The 19,851-nt window shown below is 61.6% G+C and carries 17 protein-coding genes and 1 pseudogene; 6 read left to right on the top strand and 12 right to left on the bottom strand.

Annotated elements, in window-relative coordinates; genetic code table 11:
* Positions 1-87: 87 nt before the first annotated feature.
* Positions 88-1,293: an alpha-hydroxy acid oxidase gene (locus tag AACY45_RS25240; protein WP_339548097.1), complete on the top strand. Its 1,206-nt coding sequence runs from the start codon at positions 88-90 to the stop codon at positions 1,291-1,293.
* Positions 1,290-2,078, top strand: coding sequence for a pyrroline-5-carboxylate reductase (gene proC / locus AACY45_RS25235; RefSeq protein ID WP_339548096.1), 789 nt, complete (start codon positions 1,290-1,292; stop codon positions 2,076-2,078). The genes AACY45_RS25240 and proC overlap by 4 nt, the downstream gene beginning before the upstream one ends.
* 278 nt (positions 2,079-2,356) lie before the next feature.
* Here proC and AACY45_RS25230 read toward each other — a convergent pair whose 3' ends face one another.
* The 7 genes from AACY45_RS25230 to AACY45_RS25200 all read right to left on the bottom strand — a co-directional run bounded on the left by AACY45_RS25230 (position 2,357) and on the right by AACY45_RS25200 (position 10,289).
* Positions 2,357-3,160 carry an IclR family transcriptional regulator gene (locus AACY45_RS25230; protein WP_256585534.1) on the bottom strand — a complete coding sequence of 268 codons (804 nt, stop codon included), beginning with the start codon at positions 3,158-3,160 and terminating at the stop codon, positions 2,357-2,359.
* Positions 3,161-3,284: 124 nt separating this feature from the next.
* The gene (locus AACY45_RS25225; RefSeq protein WP_339548094.1) at positions 3,285-4,838 is read right to left on the bottom strand and encodes an AMP-binding protein; all 1,554 of its coding nucleotides are present in this window, start codon (positions 4,836-4,838) and stop codon (positions 3,285-3,287) included.
* 3 nt (positions 4,839-4,841) lie between these two features.
* Complete coding sequence (locus AACY45_RS25220) at positions 4,842-6,545, bottom strand: ABC transporter permease subunit (RefSeq protein ID WP_339548093.1); 1,704 nt, start codon at positions 6,543-6,545, stop codon at positions 4,842-4,844.
* Positions 6,542-7,612, bottom strand: a complete 1,071-nt coding sequence (locus tag AACY45_RS25215; RefSeq protein ID WP_339548091.1) for an ABC transporter ATP-binding protein — start codon at positions 7,610-7,612, stop codon at positions 6,542-6,544. Before AACY45_RS25215 ends, AACY45_RS25220 begins: the two co-directional genes overlap by 4 nt.
* A gap of 12 nt (positions 7,613-7,624) precedes the next feature.
* A complete protein-coding gene (locus tag AACY45_RS25210) occupies positions 7,625-8,686 on the bottom strand; it encodes an ABC transporter substrate-binding protein (protein WP_339548090.1) in 1,062 nt (353 codons plus the stop codon).
* A gap of 156 nt (positions 8,687-8,842) precedes the next feature.
* Complete coding sequence (locus AACY45_RS25205; protein WP_339548089.1) at positions 8,843-9,607, bottom strand: enoyl-CoA hydratase/isomerase family protein; 765 nt, start codon at positions 9,605-9,607, stop codon at positions 8,843-8,845.
* 202 nt (positions 9,608-9,809) lie between these two features.
* Positions 9,810-10,289: a VOC family protein gene (locus AACY45_RS25200; protein ID WP_339548088.1), complete on the bottom strand. Its 480-nt coding sequence runs from the start codon at positions 10,287-10,289 to the stop codon at positions 9,810-9,812.
* A gap of 95 nt (positions 10,290-10,384) precedes the next feature.
* Between AACY45_RS25200 and AACY45_RS25195 the strand changes: the two genes are divergently transcribed.
* Both AACY45_RS25195 and AACY45_RS25190 read left to right on the top strand, forming a co-directional pair.
* Positions 10,385-10,870 (top strand): GNAT family N-acetyltransferase, encoded by a 486-nt coding sequence (locus AACY45_RS25195; protein WP_339548087.1) that lies wholly within the window; start codon positions 10,385-10,387, stop codon positions 10,868-10,870.
* 98 nt (positions 10,871-10,968) lie between these two features.
* Positions 10,969-13,101, top strand: coding sequence for a TonB-dependent receptor family protein (locus AACY45_RS25190; protein ID WP_339548086.1), 2,133 nt, complete (start codon positions 10,969-10,971; stop codon positions 13,099-13,101).
* 1,133 nt (positions 13,102-14,234) lie between these two features.
* Here AACY45_RS25190 and AACY45_RS25185 read toward each other — a convergent pair.
* The gene (locus tag AACY45_RS25185; RefSeq protein ID WP_339548084.1) at positions 14,235-14,984 is read right to left on the bottom strand and encodes a 3-oxoacyl-ACP reductase family protein; all 750 of its coding nucleotides are present in this window, start codon (positions 14,982-14,984) and stop codon (positions 14,235-14,237) included.
* A 151-nt stretch (positions 14,985-15,135) separates the two neighbouring features.
* Positions 15,136-15,303 (bottom strand): hypothetical protein, encoded by a 168-nt coding sequence (locus AACY45_RS25180; RefSeq protein ID WP_339548122.1) that lies wholly within the window; start codon positions 15,301-15,303, stop codon positions 15,136-15,138.
* Positions 15,304-15,397: 94 nt separating this feature from the next.
* On the opposite strand from AACY45_RS25180, the pseudogene AACY45_RS25175 reads away from it, so the two are divergent.
* Positions 15,398-15,676, top strand: a pseudogene (locus AACY45_RS25175) (LysR family transcriptional regulator); the annotation flags it as partial.
* A gap of 214 nt (positions 15,677-15,890) precedes the next feature.
* Here the strand turns inward: AACY45_RS25175 and AACY45_RS25170 are convergent.
* Genes AACY45_RS25170 through AACY45_RS25160 form a run of 3 tightly spaced genes read right to left on the bottom strand, consistent with a single transcriptional unit; the run spans position 15,891 to position 18,611 of the window.
* A complete protein-coding gene (locus AACY45_RS25170) occupies positions 15,891-16,337 on the bottom strand; it encodes a cyclophilin-like fold protein (RefSeq protein WP_339548083.1) in 447 nt (148 codons plus the stop codon).
* Between the two features lie 16 nt (positions 16,338-16,353).
* Positions 16,354-17,565 (bottom strand): MFS transporter, encoded by a 1,212-nt coding sequence (locus AACY45_RS25165; protein WP_339548082.1) that lies wholly within the window; start codon positions 17,563-17,565, stop codon positions 16,354-16,356.
* 17 nt (positions 17,566-17,582) lie between these two features.
* Positions 17,583-18,611 carry an alpha/beta hydrolase gene (locus tag AACY45_RS25160; protein WP_339548081.1) on the bottom strand — a complete coding sequence of 343 codons (1,029 nt, stop codon included), beginning with the start codon at positions 18,609-18,611 and terminating at the stop codon, positions 17,583-17,585.
* Positions 18,612-18,794: 183 nt separating this feature from the next.
* Here AACY45_RS25160 and AACY45_RS25155 point away from each other — a divergent pair, with 183 nt between their 5' ends.
* Entirely contained in the window at positions 18,795-19,688 is an 894-nt protein-coding gene (locus AACY45_RS25155) for a LysR family transcriptional regulator (RefSeq protein ID WP_339548080.1), read from the top strand.
* Positions 19,689-19,851: the final 163 nt, after the last annotated feature.

Raw genomic sequence — 19,851 nt, 5'->3', positions numbered from 1 at the left:
CATAACTTAGCGCGTACATCGGCAATCAATAACAACCGGGCTTTATAAGTCTCGGTTGCGTTTGCCTGCATGTCTGGACGAGGGCTTATGTCATCCTTATTGAACTTTATTGATTACCGCGCCCGGGCCAGGCAACGGTTGCCAAAGGCACTGTTTGAATATATCGATCGCGGCAGTGAGGATGAACAGGCACTGCTACGCATCCGTTCCAGCCTGGACCAGATCACGCTGACGCCTTCCCTGCTCAATGGCGTCGATCAACCGGAGCTGCGCACCCCGTTGTTGGGGCAAGCGCTGGTCATGCCGCTGGTCATCGCGCCCACGGCATTGGCGGGACTGGTGTCGTTCCAGGGGGAAATACAACTGGCGCGCACCGCGCGTGACCTGGGCATTCCCTTCTGCGTTTCCACCCAGTCGGTGACCACGGTGGAAGAGATCCGCCAGCAGGTGCCGGATGCCAATCTGTGGTTCCAGTTGTACGTGTGGAAAGACCGCAACCTCACCCGCCAGTTGCTCAAACGCGTCCAGGCGGCCGGGGTCGATACCCTGGTGATCACCGCCGACACGCCGGTCAGTCCGAAACGCGAATACAACGTCAGGAACGGCTTCTCTATTCCCTTGAAACCCAGCCTCGCGCTGCTGCTGGATGTGCTGGGCCACCCCTCTTGGCTGGTGTCGGTCTGGTTGCGCCAATGGCTGGCGAGCGGGATGCCTTCTTATGGGCATTACCCGGAGCAGTTTCGCGGTGCGGTCACCCAACAGACAGTCCATGAGGCGGTGCGCCTGGAAAATCGCCTGACCTGGAACGACATCCGGCAGATCCGCAGTGGCTGGCACGGGCGTTTGGTCATCAAGGGCGTGTTGAGCCCCCAGGATGCGTTGCTTGCCCGGGACGAAGGCGCGGATGCCATCGTCGTCTCGGCCCATGGCGGACGTAATCTCGACATCGCGCCCGCGCCCATCCAAGTCCTTCCGGCCATCGCCGAGGCCGTCGGCGGCGACCTGCAGATCATTGCCGACAGCGGCGTGACCCGCGGCAGCGACGTGCTCAAGTACCTGGCGCTGGGAGCGGATGCGGTGATGGTCGGGCGTTTGCCGCTGTGGGGCCTGGCAGCCGCCGGCCAGCAAGGCGCCAACGACAGCCTGCGGATGCTGCGCAACGAAATGGAACTGGCCATGACCCTGCTGGGTGCGCACTCGGTGCGCGAATGCAGGAAGGCCAATGTGCTCGGGCGTCAACGCGTCCTGTTTGTCAAACCAAGCCCTGGGGCTTATCCGGAGATCACCGCATGAACGTACTTTTTATCGGTTACGGACGCATGGGCAGCGCCATGGGCGAAGCCTGGCTGGCCAACGGTCTGGTTGACGCGGTCAGCGCCGTCGACCCGCATCCACAGGCGGGCCTGCGGGCAACCTTGTACCCGGATCTACAGGCCATTGCGCCGCAAGCCTTCGACCTGATTGTGCTCGCGGTCAAGCCCGACAAAGTGTGCAGCGTCGCGGCGTCCCTGCCGGACCTGATCTGCCAGGACGCGGTGGTCATCTGCGTCGCCGCCGGCATCACCAGCGACGCCCTGGACCAGGCGCTGGCCCGGCGCTGCCCGGTGATCCGGGCGATGCCCAACACCCCGGTGCTGGTGAATGCCGGCTGCACCGGGCTGTACGCCGACGCCCGGCTGGATGCGACACGGCGCGCCCAGGTCGGCCAACTGTTCGACAGCGTCGGACGTAGCTACTGGCTTGAACAGGAAAGCCTGCTGGATGCCGTCACCGCGATCTCCGGCAGCGGCCCGGCCTACTACCACCTGTTCAGCGAAGCCCTGGCCCAGGCCGGCGTCCTGCTCGGCCTGCCACCGCAACTGGCACTCAACCTGGCCCGCCAAACCGCCCTGGGCGCCGCACGCCAGCAAACCCAGGAAGACGCAGACCTGGTCCAACTGCGCACCGCCGTCACCTCCCCCAACGGCACCACGGCAGCGGCCATCAGCGTGTTCGAACAGAACCAGGCCCTGCGCCAACTGATTCAAGCCGCAACCCAGGCAGCCCATGCAAGGTCCCAGGCGTTATCGGCGGTGTAGGAGCGAGCGCCCGCTTGCGGCTTGCTCGCGATGGGGCCAGCACAGTCAATATCGATGGTGCCTGACACACCGCCATCGCGGGCAAGCCCGCTCCCACAGGTTTGATGTGGTGTATACAGAATCTGTGGGCACCTAATATCACTGTAGGAGCGAGCTTGCTCGCGATGGTCGTCAACGATGACGTTCCAAGCCTGATTCACCGCGGCGCTCATGCGTCCTTCGCGAGCAAGCTCGCTCCTACAGGGCTAGCGGGGGTATGCAAAACCGGTGGCTGGGGCTCAGCTTTTGCGTTTCGCGGAGATCGAGGAGGCGGTGGAGATCAGTAGGTCGGCGTAGCGGCGCATGTCCCGCTCGGCGACCCAGCGCGAGCGTGACACGGCCACGTTGACTGCACCGATCCCGCGACCGGAGCCGTCGAGGATGGCCGCGGCAGTGGATACGTCGCCGTAGAAAAACTGGTCCTCGACGTGGGCAAACCGTTGCTGGCGTACCTGCTCCACGTTGGCCCAGATCTGCCCACGGTCGGTGATGGTGGCCGGGGTGTGCTGGACAAACTGGCTGCGGTCGAAGATGTCGTTGACCTCGTCATCCGGGTAGGTCGCCAGCAGCGCCAGGCCCGGCGCGGTGCACCAGGCAGGCAAGCGAGTGCCGACGATCACGTTGGCGTTGAACACATGGCGGCTGACGATCCGCTGGACAAACACAATGTCGGTGTCGTCCATCACCGTGAGGTTGGTCGCCTCCTCGGTTTCCGCGCTCAACTGCTGCAGGTACGGCGCGGCACGGTTCACCAGCTCACTGGAGCTGAGGTAATGAAAGGTGAAATCCAGCAGCTTGGGGGACAACTCATACTTCTTGCCCTGGTCCTTGTTCAGGTAGCCCAGGGTAGCCAGGGTATGGGTGAAGCGCTGCGCCGCGCTGAGGTCCATGCCTGTCAGCCCGGCAATTTCCGACAGCGACAGTTGCCGCTGGCTGCCATCGAAGGCCATGAGCACTTTCATGGCCTTCTCCACGGACTGCACGTACAGCGAGGAAGCGGTGGGATCAGTTGCCGGTTTTTTCGGCGGGCGGGGGTTGGCCATGGGTGCTTTACATCGCGTCGTGAAATGAAAGAATGCGGTTTGCTGGACACAGTCTATCGCTATTCACTGACAGCCTGTCACCTGGCACGAATTCTTAGTGAAATTCCCCCGCCTGAACCTGCCTCTACGCTCGCTGCCCCTGCCCGTCCCACGCACCGTCGAGGGTACGCGTCAGCAGGTGTTTCTTGATCCGCTCGCTGGGGGTCATCTCGAAGCTGACGATTGCCCGGAAGTAACGCGGCTGCTGGTACGACGCCAGGCGCTGACTCGCCCACTGCACGATGGCGGGCCAGTCCGCTGGCGCAGGGTCCTCGAACTGCACGTACAGGAGGATTTCCTGCTCGCCGATGTTCGATTGCACCCCCACCGCCGCACAGGCCCGCACCGCCGGGTGACTGCTGAACACCCGCTCCACTTCCCAGGCCGACACATTCTCTCCGCGTACCCGCATGCTGTCAGTCCGGCGCCCGACGAAGAACAGGTCGCCATCGGCATCCAGGCGCGCCATGTCGCCGGTGTACAAACGCCCATTGCGCAGCGCCTGGGCAGTGGCCTCGGGGTTATCCAGGTAGCCAGGCAGAAACACGCCTTCCACGCTGCTGGACAACACGATCTCACCCAACTGCCCCACGTCGACCGGCTGGTTATCGGCGTCCAGCAATTCCAGGGTCAACCAGGGCAGCGGCTGGCCCACGGAGCCCGGCTTGTTGTTGTAATTGAGGGTGGCGAAGCTGGCGCATTCGGTCATGCCGTAGCACTCGCGCAACTGGCAGCCGAAACGCTGTTCGATGGCCGCCCAGTTGTTCACGGACACCCCCGCCCCCCACAATGTGCGCAGGCTATGCGCGGCCGGCCAGGTGGCGGCATCCTGCTGCATGAGGATGTCCAGCACCCCGCCCAGGTAATGCAACTGCGTGGCCCCGACCGCCGCGCACTGGTCCCAGAAACGACTCGCGGAAAAACGCTGCACCACGTTCAACTGGACGTCGGCCAGGAATGGCAGCAACAACATTTGCGCGCCACCGATATGGCACAGAGGCTCCCACAACAGCAGGCGATCGCCCGCCTGCACATCGGCCACCAGCAACACTGCCTCGCCGGCGATGCGCATCATCCGATGGGTAAAGATCACGCCCTTGGGGGCACCGGTGGTACCCGAGGTGTAGATCAGGCACAGCGGCGCATCGCTGGCGCTGTCCAGCCATTGCAACGGCGCATCCGGATACTCCTCGGCGGCACGCTGCAAGGCCGTGATCGACCGATACGGTAAAGCAGCGGCCGCACCCTGGCGCAGCAGCGGCTCGAACTCGGCATCCGCCACCACCAGCTCGGGCCGAGCGTGTTCGAACGGATAATCCAGCCCCGGGCCGCGCAGCCGGGTATTGATTGGAATCCACACCAGCCCGGACAGGATCAACGCGTAGATCAACACGATCTGCTCGTCGCTGTTGCCCAGCATCACCGCCACCCGTTGCCCGGGGCGCAGCCCTTGCGCGGCCAACACCGCCTGCAAGGCCGCGACCCTGGCCCGCAGTTCGGCGGTTTGCAACGAGCGCCCTTCGAAGGTGATACGCACCCGGCTGTCATCGTTCATCAGGCCGGCATGAATCAGCGGCGCGGCCGTCAATGGGTCGTCGGTGATGCGCTGGGGGAAAAATTCGCTAGGAAAGTTTTGCATCGTTCAAGAGCCTTGGCGTTTGGAAAGAGAGCGGCGCGCGACCCATTGGGCGACCACCACGAACAGCACGATGAAGCCCAGCAGCGTGGTGGATACCGCCGCCAGCGTCGGCGTGAGCGCCAACTGGATGCTGTCCCACATTTGCTTGGGCAAGGTGGTGTTGATCCCGCCGCTGACGAAGATCGCGACAGTCAGGTCGTCGAACGAGGTAATGAACGCCAGCAGGAATGCCGACATCAGGCTGCCCGCCATCAACGGCAGGGTCACCGTGCGCAACCTTGTGAAGGTCCCGGCACCGAGGATCCGGGCCGCATCGTCCAGGCGCATGTCGTATTGGCGAAAGGCCGCCGCCAGGGTCACCACCACGTAGGGCAACGCCAGCACCGTATGCCCGAGCACCAGGCCCAGGTCCTTGCCGGCCAGGCCCAGGCGGGAGAACAGGTACAGCAACCCGAGGGCGATGACGATGCGCGGCACAATCAGCGGCGCGATGAACAAGGCAAACAGGCCCTTGCGCCAGCGCGCCGACATGCGGGTCATGGCCATGGTCGCGCCAAACCCCAGCACCAGCGCCAGCAACGCCGTCGCCACCCCCACGCCAAAGGAGCGCAGCAATGCCGCCTGCCATACCGGCGAGGTAAAGAACTCGATGAACCACTTGAAGCTGTAGAGCTTGGGCGGGAACGCAATGAATGGACTGCTGGTAAAGGCCAGCGGGATCACCACCAGCACCGGCAGGATCAGCAGCAACACCAACAGCACGCTGTAGCCCGGCAGCATCACCCCATCACCACCGCGCGGGCGCCCGGAACTGAAGCGTGAACAGAAATGCCCGATGGCGAACAACAGCCGCAGGCCCAGGCCGGACTGCCGGCCCTTGGGTGCTTCGCCGCCGAGGGAAGACAACCCCGCGACCCGGTCGTAGATCACGAACACCAACAACGAGCAGGTCAGCAGCACCACCGACAGCGCGCCGGCAAAGTGCATGTCGAACAGGTCGAGTACCGAGGAGATGACCAATTGGGCGACCATCATTTCCCGTGGCGAACCCAGCAGCGCCGGCACGATGAAGAAGCCCAGGCTGGTAATGAACACCAGCAGCGCAGCGGCGGCGATACCCGGCGCCGACAGGGGCAGGAAGATACTGAAGAAACTCATCGGGCCACTGGCGCCGAGGGTTTGCGCGGCGGGTGCCAGGCGCTGGTCGATGCTGCGCATGATCGGCAGCAAGGTGATGACCGCCAGCGGCAGCATCGAGTGGACCATGCCGATCAGCACGCCGGACAAGGCCGGGACCATCCCGGACGGATTGTCGATGAACTGCGCCACCAGGCTGGTGACCAGGCCCTTGCGCGACAACAACAGCATCCAGGCGTACGTCTTGACCAGGTAACTGGTCCAGAACGGCAGCATGATCCACAGCATCCAGCGCTCGCGGCCCTTGGGCGACAAGCGCGTCAGCAGGTAGGTCACCGGGTAGGCCAGCAGTACCGAGAGGATCGCAGTCAACGCCGAAATCCAGAAGGTGATACCCAGCACCCGGCCATAGACCGGCGTCGAGGCGATGCGTTCGAAGTTGCTCAGGCTCAGGTCGCCAGCGCTGTCCTGGAAGCTACCCATGAGCATTTCGGCGACCGGCAACAGAAAGAACACCGCGAGGAACAATAGGGCCGGGATCGCCGGCAACAGCCGTCTAGGCAGGCTCATGGCTGCACCTGCGCGGGCAACAAGGTGGCACGGTGGGCGTCCCAGGTGATGCCGACGGCGTCGCCGACCCGCGGGGTAATGTGGCGCGCGCAGCGCACGCTGAACCGGGCGCCCGAAGGCAGGCGAATCAGCGCTCGCGTATCGCTGCCGAGAAACACGCATTCGTCGACATTGCCCACCAGCAGACCGGCACTCGGCTCAGTCAGGCGCGCCGCTTCCGGGCGCACCAGGACGAAGTGGTCCGTGCTGTCGACCTTGGCCGACACCTCATGGCCTATGCAGCCGCTAAGTTCCAGCAGGCGCCCTTCGACGTGCAGTTGGCTGGCACTGGTGCGCTTGCCCTGCAGTACGTTGGAGTGGCCGATGAACTCGGCGGCGAACAGGCTGGCCGGGCGGTCGTAGAGCTCCTCGGGCGTCGCCAGTTGCTCAATCCGTGCCTTGTTCATCAGGCAGATGCGATCCGACAGCGTCAGCGCTTCTTCCTGGTCGTGGGTCACATAGATGAAGGTCGCGCCCAGCTCCTTGTGCATGCGGCGGATTTCCAACTGCATGTGCTCGCGCAGGTTCTTGTCCAGCGCCCCCAGGGGTTCGTCCAGCAGGATCACCGAGGGCCGATAGGCGAAGCAGCGCGCCAGGGCAATACGCTGCTGTTGGCCACCGGAAAGCTCACTGGGATAACGATGGGCGAACTCGTGCATGCGCACCATTTCCAGCGCCGCATCGACCGCGGTTTCCAGTTCGCGCTTGGGGTACTTACGCATGCGCAAACCGTAGGCGACGTTGTCGCGCACGCTCATGTGGGGAAACAGCGCATAGCTCTGGAACACCAGGCCGATTCCGCGTTTGCCGGGAGCAATGTGGGTGGCCTCCTGGCCGTCGATCAGCAACTGCCCACTGCTGGGTGGCACCAGCCCGGAGATCATTTGCAGCAGGGTCGACTTGCCTGAGCCCGAAGGCCCCAGGAGCGTCAGGAACTCCCCTTCGCGCACCTGGATATCGGTGGGCTGTAGCGCGACGAACTGGCCATAGGTTTTGCCCAGGCCACGTGTTTCGAGTTTTACGCTCATGCAACGACTCCCTTACGACAAGATCCAGGCGTTAAACCGTTCAGTCACCTGAGTGCGGTTGGCTTCCCACCATTGCGGGCTGGGCAGGCGCATGTTCTTCAGGTTCTGCGGCGCGGTGGGCAGCAGCGCGGCCCGTTCGGCGGGGATCTGCTCGAAGGATTTGCGGTTGGTCGGGCCGTAGGCCAGGTCATTGGTGAAGGCGGCCTGGCGTTTGGCGTCGGCGCAAAACCGCACGAATTGCTTGGCCATCTCAGCGCGCGGGGTGCCTTTGGGAATGGCCCAGCCTTCGATGGAGTACAGGCCCTGGTTCCACTCGATCTGCACCGGTGCGCCGTTCTCCAGCGCGGCCTGGGCGCGCCCGTTCCAGATCGAGATCAGGTCCACTTCGCCGCTCTGGATCGCTTGCATGGCCTGGGCTCCGGAGGTCCACCACAGGTCGATGTGCGGCTTGATCCGGTCCAGGCTCTTGAAGGCCCGGTCGACGTCCAGCGGATACAGCGCGTCCAGCTCGACGCCGTCTGCCAGCAGGGCCTGTTCCAGGGTGTCCAGCGGACTGCGGCGCAGGCAGCGGCGACCGGGAAATTTCTCGACGTTCCAGAAATCCGCCCAGGACCGCGGGGCGTTGTTGGCAAAGGTGTCGGTGCGATAGGCCAATACCGTGGAGTACACATCGACGCCGAGGAAGTTCGGGGTAATGGCCTCCGGCAGCAGGTCCGGAAACTCTTCGCTGCTCAAGCCAATCGGCTCGAGGAAACCCTGGCTCTCCAGGTAGGGGATGTCCGCCGAGATCGTCAGGGTGGTGACATCCCAGACGAAGTTGCGGGTCTTGACCATGGCCGCGAGCTGCGCGACCGGCTGTGCTTCGCGGGCGACGCTGATCACCTTGATCCCGGTGGCTTGTTCGAAAGGGTCGTAGAACGCGATGCGGTAGGCCTTGGTGTAGGGGCCTCCGGGGTCGGAAACAATAATTTGCCGCGCACTGGCGCGGACCACGCTCGGCAGGCTGCAGGCCAGTGCGAGGGTCATGCCGGCCTTGAGCAGATTTCGACGGTCAGGGCTTTCTGGATTGTTCATGAAGGACTCCTGCGAAAAACGAAAGCATCGATAAAAGGCGAAGACATCGGCAGTTCACAAGGTCGTGGGGGGTGCCGGTGAGGGTACGTTGCCGCCGCCGTGCGCATTGTTGTAGCCACCGACCCACTAGGCCGGCGGCGAGTTACCAGGGGTGAATCAGGCCTGTTTGGCCCGTTGCTGGAAGAACGCTTCCATCATGCGCGCCGGCTCACCGGAGTCGTACGCCTCTTTTTGCAGGCGCTGGCCGGCTTCGATGGCGCTCTTGAAATCGGGGTCGCTCATTTCGCGGAAACGCTGCTTGTCCAGGCGCATGGCCACCGGCGGTTTGGTGGCCAACTCGTTGGCCACCTGCAGGGCTTTGGCGAACACTTGCTCGGCCGGGACCATGTAGTGGATCAGGCCAATGCGGTGGCACTCCTCGGCGTCCATCAGGCGCCCGGTCAGGGTCAACTCGATGGTGCGCGACATGCCCAGCATGCTGTTCATGATCCAGGGCCCGGTGGTGCTTGGAATGCCCGAGTTGATCTCCGGCTGGCCCATGCGCACGCCCGGATGACCGACCCGGATATCGCCCAGCAGCGCAACCTGGAAGGCCGAACCCGCCGCCGTGCCGTTCAGGGCCATGACCAGTGGCTTGGACAGCCCCCGCAAGGTGGCGTAGTAGCGTTCCCACTCACCCACCCATTGCACAGCGCGTTCACCATCAAAATCATGGGCTTCGGAGAGGTCCTGCCCCGCCGAAAAAGCACGGTCCCCCGCGCCGGTCATGATCACTGCCTTGATCGACGCGTCGGCGTCATAAGCCAGCAAGGCGTCGATGATTTCGTCACGCATGGCGGTGGTCCATGCATTCAAGACTGCCGGGCGATTGAGGGTGATAACTGCCACGGAACCTTGAGTTTCTAGCACAATGTTTGACATGGTTATCTCTATGCAATAGTTGATGTCTAATTACGATATAACCATATTGATTTACCCGCAAGCGGAAAGATCGCGCTCGCGGCTGCTTGGCGCAAGGTTGGGGAATCAGGGGGATGAGTCTGGGGGGTCGGCTGTTGCAGACCGGGTGCTGCAGATGTTGGGGCCAGGACAGTCGGCCTGCCCTGCCCCCAGTTGACGCGGGTTAACCCTTGATCGCGGCCTCAATGGCGGCGACATCGATTTTGCCCATCTCCATCATTGCCGCGAAGGCGCGTTTGGCTACCGTTCGATCGGGGTGAGTGAAGGCCGCCGTGAGCACCCGCGGGGTGATCTGCCACGACAGCCCCCAGCGGTCCTTGCACCAGCCGCAGGCGCTGGCCTCGCCGCCGTTGCCGACAATCGCGTCCCACAGGCGGTCGGTTTCGGCCTGATCGTCAGTCGCGACCTGGAACGAAAACGCCTCGTTATGCTTGAACGCCGGCCCGCCGTTCAATCCCAGGCAAGGGATGCCCATCACATTGAACTCCACCGTCAACACATCACCCTGCTTGCCCGCCGGGTAGTCGCCGGGCGCGCGATGCACAGCGCCCACCGTGCTGTCCGGGAAGGTCTTGGCGTAGAAGGTCGCCGCGTCCAGGGCATCGCCGTTGAACCACAGACAGATCGTATTTTTGCTGACCATTTTGCGTCTCCAGAATTGACACAGACCGGTTCATTCTAGCTGCACCGCTCATCGCCCCATGGCAGCATGGCGATTTACCCAGGATCAGGAAGATCATGCTTATTCGACTGACGCACACCCACGACTGGAAGCTGTTGAAGCACACCCGTCTCGCTGCATTGCTAGACGCGCCCAGCGCCTTCGGCGTGAGCTACCAGAGTGCCGCCCAGTCCAGCGACGAGCAGTGGCAGGAACGCGCCGACTCCACCAGCGGCACCACGTTCTGGCTGGCCCTCGAGGACGACCGTGCGCTGGGCATGATCGGTGCCGCGCTCAGCGACCAGGGGCGCTACAACCTGATCGGCATGTGGGTGGATGCCAGCGCCCGGGGCAGTGGCATCGCCAGCCAACTGGTGGACGCGGTGAAAACCCGCGCACTGGAACAAAGCCATGGGCGGGTGTTCCTCGATGTCGCACCGGACAACCGCCGCGCGGCGAATTTCTACCTCAAGCAGGGTTTCGTCTTCATCGATGAGTGGGAACCCTTGGCCAGTCATCCGCAGATTCTGGTCCAGACCATGATCTGGCAGGCAAGCCACTGAAATTCACGGTAAAAAACCGCTTTGGCATGTGTTTCCCGGAGGCTGCATGGCGTCGCAGTTCTTTACTGCCCGCCCCCTTTTCGTCTGGAGTTCGCCCGATGCCCGCGTCCAAATCCTTGCCCACTGCATTACTGGGCCTGGGCCTGGCCCTGGTCTGTCCGGCCGTGGCCGAGGCGCAAGGCCTGGAGTTGGGCCAGGTGCTGATCGGTGCCGAGGAGCGCAGCGGCGAAGAGGCGTCGGTGGAAGAAGCCAAGGCCCGGCTGGCCGAGGTGCCCGGTGGCAGCAACGTGGTTGACATGCGCCGCCCGCTCCAGGGCCGGGTAGCCAGCAACCAGGATGTGCTGGCCTATCAGCCCGGGATCTATGCCCAGTCCGCGGGCAACGAAGGGGTCAAGATCTCGATCCGTGGCTCGGGGATCAACCGTGCTCCGGGTGCCCACGCCTCGGGACTGTACGCCATGCTCGACGGCCTGCCCCTGACCGGTCCCGGCGGTACCCCCTATGAACTGCTCGAACCGCTGTGGCTCAACCACGTGGAAGTGCTGCGCGGCGCCAACGGTTTCGACCGGGGCGCCCTGGCCCTGGGTGGCGCCATCGACTACGTCAGCCACACCGGCTATGACTCACCGCTGTTGCAGGTGCGCTACGGGATGGGCAGCCACGGCTACCAGCAGCGCCAGGTCAGCTCCGGCCGGGTGCTGGGCGACGTCGACTACTACCTGGCCGTGACCGACGCCCGCTCCGATGGCTACCAGGATCACACCGCCAGCGACAGCCAGGGGTTCATCGCCAACGTCGGCTACCGCTTCAACCCGAACCTGGAAACCCGCTTCTACCTGCGCTACCGCCAGACCGACAACGACCTGGCCGGGCGCGTCAGCAAGTACTCGATCGAGCACGACCCACGGGCCGCCAACCCCGCGTACGTGGCGCGTGACGATCGCCGCGAGCAACCGGGCAGCACCTTCATCGGCAACAAGACCACCTACTACATCAACGACGACTCGAGCATCCAGACCGGCCTGGTCTACCACGACTACCCGATGGACCTGCGCGAAGGACCGAACCGCCTGAAAGTCGCCTACAGCGATGTCAGCGGCACCTTCGACTACAAGCGCCGCGACACCCTCTGGGGCCTGGAAAGCCAGAGCACCCTGGGCCTGCGCACCACCCAACACCTGCCCAACGCCGGCGCCAGCGAAGAAGTGCGCATCCCCACCGGCAATACCTCAGGCTACGCCCCGGGCACGCCGATGCGCGACTTCACCTACCAGGGTTCGGACTCCGTGCTGCACGCCGGCAACGACCTGGAAATCGCCGACGACCTGTGGCTGACCACCGGCCTCGCCGCCCTCTACACCCGCCGGGAAAGCGCCGTCACCTACCCCGAGGAAGGCGGCAAGACCAGCCAACACGACTGGGACTACGCCGCCCGCCTGGGCCTGCGCTACCAGTTGACGCCCGGTGTGCAAGTGTTCGGCAACCTCAGCCGCTCGGTGGAAGCGCCCCACCCCTGGTCGCTGATCTACAGCTCCAACATTCGTTTTCCCCAAGGCAGCGGTCCCGCCACCGGCACCCAGCGCGACCCGATCGAACTGCACAACCAGACCGCCACCACCCTCGAACTCGGCGGGCGCGGCGATGCCGCCCTCGGACAATGGAGCCTGTCCTGGTACTACGCCCAGGTCCGCCATGAACTGCTCTCCGTCCTGCCGGACGCCAACGCCGTCACCCCCTACGAACTCAACGCCAGCCCCACCGTGCACCAAGGCGTAGAAGCCAGCCTGCAAAGCACCCTCTGGGCATCGCCAACCGGCGAGCAACTGAGCCTGCGCCAGAGCTACACCTTCAGCGACTTCCACTACCGCGACGACGATCACTTCGACGACAACCGCCTGCCCGGCCTGCCGATGCACTACTACCAGGGCGAACTGCGCTACGACTGGCCCCTGGGCTTCTTCGCCGCCCTCAACACCCAGTTGGTCTCCAAAGTCGCCGTCGACTACGCCAACAGCGAATACGCCGACCCCTACGCCCTCTTCGGCGCCACCCTGGGCTACAACGCCCCCAAGGGCGACTGGCAAACCTGGCTGGACTTGCGCAATTTGACGGATAAGCGGTATGCGGCGACGGTTACGCCGGGGTATGACGATAGGGGGCTGGATGCGGCACGGTCGACACCTGGGGAGGGGTTTGGGGTTTATGCGGGGGTTTCTTGGAGTTTGCGGTGAGGGACAGGGCTGGGAAGGACTGGTGGGTGTGCTGATTTTTTAGCAGGGGGGGTGTTGATGGGGAGGCCGCTGTCGGCCGATTGTGTTGAAAAAGTCGACTTGTGTTTCTACGGCAGAAAAGTACGCGGTCGAGATTGAAATTCATGCGTTGCGCAGAGGGGTAAAAGGCTCAGATTTGACGTAGCGGTGTGCAAAAATGGCATTTTCACCGTTCAATAAATGGGTAGCTCGGCCGGGTCGACTTTTTCAACAGAGTTGGCCAAAAGCGGTCTATCGTCCGCTGACATCTTTATGGACAACACGATGTATTTCCCATCCGCGGCTACGACCAGTTTAATGGTGCGAGCCGACACAGCGCTCAACCTGGATCGTCCTCAGGATCGAAGTCGCCGTATTTGACAGTAAGTGCCGCCCACGCCGCTAAGAGCTGCCGCTGATGCTCAACGACCTCATCCCACTCAGGGTTACATCCTTTGTTCTCCCTCAATAGCCGACGCAAAGCTTCCGTGGCTTGCTCGTAAGCACGATGGACCTCAATGGCTTCCTTTAAAAACGCTTCTCGCCGGCGCAATAAAAATCTCCAGAAAAAGAAGGTTTTTATGAGGAGGTTGCAACAATTCAGCTGACAAACGGAGCATTGCCAGAGGCTGCCCCTGATGGGAAATTTATATACGTGTCCCAGCTTTCGTAGGCATCGTGCTGCCTCTTGATTGCAGCGTCCCATTCGGGACCTGAAACACATCTGGCTGAGACCAGCATCATCATTCCCATCGTTGCAGCGTCCAGTTCTATTAAGAGTTTATGTGACTCGATTCTGAAGTCGTCGATAGATGCCATAGCCTTTGCCTTTGGCAGACCTCACCGCCATTGAGGAACTGATGTTCCTCGCACGGTCGACTGCAGCGGTAGGGGAATAGTTCACACTGGCTTGATCGCCGACAACCTGCTCGGTGATGACTGAGATCACGACAAGCAGCATCAGTTCTAACGGTCATTTCGCGCCCTCATCATGACATCCGCTTTGGGTCGGAAAATGCCTTGCTGACATGCAACAATCGGCCAAATTCATCAGGTGCGCAGAAAGATAGAGGCGACCCGAGGCAAGCCAATAGCTGACCTCGGATCGCAAAGAACTAGGCCGAGAAACCACCATCAATCGTCAGGCTGGCACCGGTGATGTAGCTTGCTTCTGGGCCTGCCAGATAGGCGACGAAGCCGGCAATTTCCTCTGCCTTGCCGTAGCGATCAAGTGCCATCAGACCTTTCAGATACTCAGCGCCCTCGCCATCGGCCGGGTTCATCTCGGTATCAACCGGGCCAGGTTGCACGTTGTTCACGGTGATGCAGCGCGGGCCTAGGTCCCGGGCCATGCCTTTGGCCAAGCCGATCAGTGCAGACTTGCTCATGGCGTACACGGCACCGCCGGCAACCGGGATGCGCTCGGCGTTGGTGCTGCCTATATTGATGATGCGCCCGCTGTCGACCATATGTTTGGCAGCTTCCTGACTGGCGACAAATACACTGCGCACGTTGACCGCCAGGGTGTGGTCAAGTTGCTCCAGGGTGAGTTCCTCAGTACTGCCCCAGGCCAACACACCGGCGTTGTTGACCAAAATATCCAGGCCACCGAAGTGCTCGACTGCCGTGCGAATGGCCTTCTGAACAGCTGTGGCATCAGCACTGTCAGCCTGGAGGGCAAGGGCCTCACCACTCGCTGCAATCACTTCACGAGTCAAAGCATTGGCCCGCTCGGCAGACGATACATAGGTGAAAGCCACTTTTGCGCCTTCACGAGCCAGACGTTTGACGATGGCTGCGCCTATGCCACGGGAGCCGCCTTGGACGAAAGCCACTTTTCCTTGCAGAGTTTGGGACGAGGTCATGGTGTATCTCCGTTGTAAGAAATTAAGTCAGTCTGACTTGTGTATCAGCACTCTATTGCCACGTGTCTGGGCTCGCTTATCCATGGCTTTTAGATCAGTAACCTAGCCCTAGTCTGCTTCAGTTCATACGGGCGTACCGAACTATTCGCCATCAACTACTCCCTGGCTGCAGCTGCGACGGCTGACTGGCATCGTAGTGACTAGGAGCAGGAAACCAAATACCACCCTTACCCGGCAACATGCCCATGGGGGCGAACTCGGTAACGCCGATGCCAAAGGCACCAATGGCGAGTGCGACAAGTGGTGGATTGATGCGCATGGAAGGCTCCTTATCTGTGCCGCTAATGCTACGATCCAGCCTTTTCAAGCGGTAGATAGCATTTCTGGTAATCACCTTTGCGCAAGGGGCACAAATGGACTTCAGCGGTAAGTCAGGTGAAATGGCCGTGTTCGCCACCGTGGCGCAGGAAGGCAGCCTGTCGGCCGCCTCGCGTGCATTGGGGCTGACACCCTCGGCGGTCAGTCGGATCATCGCGCGTACCGAACACCGTCTGGGTACCCGCCTGCTGTTGCGAACCACCTGAGCGATCACCTTCACCGCAGAGGGTGAGGCTTTCCTGCGCGGCGCCCGACGCATCCTGGCCGAGGTCGAAGAAGCCATCGCCGACCAGGGCGTACCCAGGGGCCGATTGTGTTGAAAATGTCGACCCGGCCGAGCTACCCATTTATCGAACGGTGAAAATGCCATTTTTGCACACCGCTACGTCAAATCTGAGCCTTGACCCCTCTGCGCAACGCACGAATTTCAATCTCGAACGCGTACTTTTCTGCCGTAGAAACAGAAGTCGACTTTTTCAACAGAATCGGCCAAAAGCGGACATTCACCCAGTTGGCTTCGCGCCGCTCCTAGTACACAGAGAAGTGAATAGTCACATCGCCCCGGCCTAGAGCTTCGGCTAGCTCATTGGGGCTATCGACACGACCAATTCGGGTGTAGGAGTAGGTTGACTCGAACGTCCGGTAGAAAATCACCAGCGTATCCCTGCCGTACAGCATCAGATCACCATTGCGGATCGTGCCGGGCCTTACTGCGCGGGTTGGTAGCCGCTGCGGCAGGCTTGCATGTTTCTCGTTGGCGTTGAGCTCGCTCAAGTCCAGGGTAAGGGGTAACAGCTGTGCAAGTGCCAGTGAGGTCTCGCTATCGTCCAGGGTGATTGCGAAGCGCTGTTCGCCAACGGTCATCCACATACGATCCTCCTTCAGAGTCGTCTGCGCGAATGCGCAGCCACTCAGCATTGACAGCAGGCATAGCCGGACGCCCGAGAGGCAGAAATAGTGGCTGAGCTTATTCATCTTGAAGACTCCCACCTCAACCTGGCTGCCCCGGCTGCGCATGCATGGCCAGAACGGTCAGGGCTGCGCCAAGCAGCAGAATGACTGCACTTGCAGTAAAGGTGCTCTGGTAGCCGCTGTGGTCTAACAGCCAGCCACCAAATGTTGAGCCCGATGCAATGGCAAACTGCACCACTGCCACCATCAGCCCACCACCTACCTCGGCATCATTGGGCATCGCTTGTGCAATCCAGCTCCACCAGCCAACAGGCGCTGCCGTGGCCATCAGCCCCCACAGGCCCAGTAATATCACCACCGGAACGACCCAGCTACCGGCAGGGATCAGCGTGAGGGCAATGACCGCCATCAGCACTGGAATAGTGATCAACGTGCGATACAAGCCCTTTTTTAGCAATGAGCCGATCAACAGCGTTCCACCCAAACCGGCTACGCCAATGACCAGCAGGATCAATGACAAGGTGGTGGCATGGACCAAGGTCACCGTTTCGAGAAAGGGCCGGAGGTAGGTGAACAGAGCAAACTGCCCCATGAAGAAGGCACCGCAAGCCACCATGCCTAAAGCCACAGAGCGAGTCCCGAGCAGCCTGAAAACACTGGGTGCAGCACTCTTTTGCACCTGGGCCTTCATGCTCGGCAGGCTGAGCCACTGCCAGACCAGTGCGACGACCGCCACCGGCACGAGGCAGAGAAACGCCCCACGCCAACCGATAACCGAGCCAAGGTAGCTGCCCAGCGGCGCCGCTATCACCGTGGCCAGGGCGTTGCCACCGTTGAAGATGGCCAGCGCCTTGGGCACCTGATCATCGGGCACCAGGCGCATGGCCGTGGCCGCCGACATTGACCAGAAGCCACCGATGACCACGCCTAGCAACGCTCGCCCCAGCATGTAGAAGGTAAAGCTCGGCGCGATCGCTACCACGGCGCAAGAGACCGCCATCAGGCCCGTCAGGATGAGCAGGAGCGCTTTGCGATCCATGCTCCCGGCCAGCCAACTGATCGAAAGGCTGGTCAGCACAGCGAACGCACCGGAAATGGCGATACCTTGCCCTGCAACGCCTTCGCTGACCTTGAGATCCGTTGCCAGTGGCGTTAGCAGACTGACGGGCATGAACTCCGAGGCGATCAGAGCAAAGACGCAGAGCGTCATCGCCAAGACCCCACCCCAGTGACTGGGGCGGGAAAGCGGCTGGTCGGTGGCGCGTGGGGGGGAGGAAAGTTGGGTAGTCATGGTACCTGCCTAGCCGATCACTTGAGACCGTTCTGGAAGAACTGGGTGAGCTTGTCGAAAGGAATCAGATTCACCCCGTCATACAGGTCGACGTGCCCGGCGTTGGGGACGATGTAAAGCTCCTTGGGTTCGCCCGCCAAGCGCAAGGCTTCTTCACTGAACTCGCGCGAGTGAGCGTTCTCGCCGGCGATAAAGAGCATCGGGCGCGGGGAGATCGTCTCGATATCCGCGAACGGATAGAAGTTCATGAACTTAATATTGCTGGTCAGCGTTGGGTGAGTGGTCAACTCGGGGCTGGAGCCCGCCGGGGTGAACTCGCCTCGCGGAGTGCGATAGAAATCGAAGAACTCACGCTGGATCGGGTGGGTATCGTCCGTCAGCTCATGTACGGTGCCGCCGGTGTACTGAATCTTGCCGCCGGTGAACTCCACGTAACGCTGCTCGGCTGCGGCGGCGATTGCCTGCTTGCGCTGTTCCAGCGTTTGCGAATGCTTGAGGCCGTTGCGATTGGCAGCACCCATGTCATACATGCTGACTGTTGCAATCGCCTTCATACGCGGGTCGATCTTGGCCGCACTGATGACGAAGCTGCCGCTGCCACAGATGCCCAGCACACCGATGCGCTGCCGATCCACGAAAGCTTGGGTACCGAGATAATCGACAGCCGCACTGAAGACTTCCGCATACATGTCGGGGAGAACCGCGTTGCGCGGGCTGCCCTCGCTCTCGCCCCAGAACGACAAGTCCAGCGCCAGGGTAACGAAGCCTTGCTCCGCCAGTTTCTGGGCATACATGTTGGAACTCTGCTCCTTCACCGCGCCCATGGGATGGCCAACGATGATAGCCGGGCTTCGTGCAGACTTACCTAAGCTCTTGGGGATGAACAGATTGCCCACCACCTTCATCTGGTACTGGTTGTTGAAGCTAACCTTTTCCATAGTCACCTTTTCGCTCTTGAAAAAGTTGTCTGTGCCGTTGGACATGTCGGCCCCTAAAACGGTGAATGAGCTGAGCAGAAGGCCCAGGGCTGCAAGAAATCTATTCATGAGATCGTCCTCTTCACGGGTTGAACATCAATCGCCGAGCTGTCTCTGGCGATTGCATGGGCCCGCTCGCGGGAGAAGACGCAAGGGGGACAGGAGGCATTGTCGTAAAAGAATCAGACTTTGATTAGCTAATGAATGCTTAAAGCCGCTATAACCTCTGCTACTCAATCAGAGGATGGGCACATGCCTCGGCATAACTTCAACGACCTTCAGGCCTTCGTGACAGTGGCTCGCGAAGGCAGCTTCACGCGCGCAGCAGCGCACCTGGGCGTTACCCAATCGGCAGTCAGTCAGGTGGTGTCTGGGCTGGAGGCACGGCTAAAGATTCGCCTGCTCACCCGCACCACCCGCAGTGTTTCGATGACGGCTGCTGGTGAACGGTTAATGGAGGCTATCGGCCACCGCTTCGATGAAATCGAAGCCGAACTGGATGCCTTGACCGAGCTGCGCGACAAACCGGCGGGCAAGGTGCGTATCACCTGTGGTGACAACATCATCAAGACGACCTTGCTGCCCAAGCTAATACCCGTCTTGGAGGCCTATCCAGATATCAAGCTCGAATTCGATATCAACTACGGCTTCCGTGACATCGTGGCCGAGCGTTTCGATGCTGGCGTGCGCTTCAGCGGGACGGTGGCTCAGGACATGATAGCGGTGCCCATCGGCGGCGATCTGCGCATGGCAGCAGTGGCTGCCCCCAGCTATTTCGCCGAGCACCCCATCCCCACGCACCCCAAAGATCTGGCTGCGCATCGCTGCATCGATATCCGCTTCCCAACTTATGGTGGAGTGGATGCTTGGGAGTTCGAGCGCAAAGGCAAAAAGCTTAGAGTGAGGGTCGAAGGGCAACTGGTGTTCAACACCACGACCCATATTGCGGACGCAGCCGTCGGCGGCGTGGGAATCGCCTATCTACCCGAAGACGAGTTCACCCCCCACCTTGAGGAGGGCCGGCTGATTCGTGTGCTGGAGGACTGGTGCGAGCCGTTTTCCGGCTATCACCTCTTCTATCCCAGTCGTAGACAACCTTCGCCAGCTTTCGCTCTCGTGCTCGAGGCGTTGCGAGTAACGAGGTAGGGCCAGAACGACGGATTTGTTCACACCTTGTCTTCGATGACCGTATATGGACTCCTCCTCATTGCAAGCCCCTTCGCTTTGGCCCCCGTGCCGACTGCACACGTATATTCGGCCTCTGACTTTGGCATCGATTCGATGCAGGGCCATGATGGGCTATTCGCGC

Source organism: Pseudomonas sp. RA_35y_Pfl2_P32, assembly GCF_963970735.1.
Lineage (GTDB): Bacteria > Pseudomonadota > Gammaproteobacteria > Pseudomonadales > Pseudomonadaceae > Aquipseudomonas.
Note: the sequence above shows the minus strand (reverse complement) of the source record. Positions and strands in the feature narration are given on the sequence as shown.

Coding starts and splice junctions, on each gene's coding strand:
- AACY45_RS25240 (WP_339548097.1), top strand. CDS start 88: ATGTCATCCTTATTGAACTTTATTGATTACCGCGCCCGGGCCAGGCAA.
- proC (WP_339548096.1), top strand. CDS start 1,290: ATGAACGTACTTTTTATCGGTTACGGACGCATGGGCAGCGCCATGGGC.
- AACY45_RS25230 (WP_256585534.1), bottom strand. CDS start 3,160: ATGGCCAACCCCCGCCCGCCGAAAAAACCGGCAACTGATCCCACCGCT.
- AACY45_RS25225 (WP_339548094.1), bottom strand. CDS start 4,838: ATGCAAAACTTTCCTAGCGAATTTTTCCCCCAGCGCATCACCGACGAC.
- AACY45_RS25220 (WP_339548093.1), bottom strand. CDS start 6,545: ATGAGCCTGCCTAGACGGCTGTTGCCGGCGATCCCGGCCCTATTGTTC.
- AACY45_RS25215 (WP_339548091.1), bottom strand. CDS start 7,612: ATGAGCGTAAAACTCGAAACACGTGGCCTGGGCAAAACCTATGGCCAG.
- AACY45_RS25210 (WP_339548090.1), bottom strand. CDS start 8,686: ATGAACAATCCAGAAAGCCCTGACCGTCGAAATCTGCTCAAGGCCGGC.
- AACY45_RS25205 (WP_339548089.1), bottom strand. CDS start 9,607: ATGTCAAACATTGTGCTAGAAACTCAAGGTTCCGTGGCAGTTATCACC.
- AACY45_RS25200 (WP_339548088.1), bottom strand. CDS start 10,289: ATGGTCAGCAAAAATACGATCTGTCTGTGGTTCAACGGCGATGCCCTG.
- AACY45_RS25195 (WP_339548087.1), top strand. CDS start 10,385: ATGCTTATTCGACTGACGCACACCCACGACTGGAAGCTGTTGAAGCAC.
- AACY45_RS25190 (WP_339548086.1), top strand. CDS start 10,969: ATGCCCGCGTCCAAATCCTTGCCCACTGCATTACTGGGCCTGGGCCTG.
- AACY45_RS25185 (WP_339548084.1), bottom strand. CDS start 14,984: ATGACCTCGTCCCAAACTCTGCAAGGAAAAGTGGCTTTCGTCCAAGGC.
- AACY45_RS25180 (WP_339548122.1), bottom strand. CDS start 15,303: ATGCGCATCAATCCACCACTTGTCGCACTCGCCATTGGTGCCTTTGGC.
- AACY45_RS25170 (WP_339548083.1), bottom strand. CDS start 16,337: ATGAATAAGCTCAGCCACTATTTCTGCCTCTCGGGCGTCCGGCTATGC.
- AACY45_RS25165 (WP_339548082.1), bottom strand. CDS start 17,565: ATGACTACCCAACTTTCCTCCCCCCCACGCGCCACCGACCAGCCGCTT.
- AACY45_RS25160 (WP_339548081.1), bottom strand. CDS start 18,611: ATGAATAGATTTCTTGCAGCCCTGGGCCTTCTGCTCAGCTCATTCACC.
- AACY45_RS25155 (WP_339548080.1), top strand. CDS start 18,795: ATGCCTCGGCATAACTTCAACGACCTTCAGGCCTTCGTGACAGTGGCT.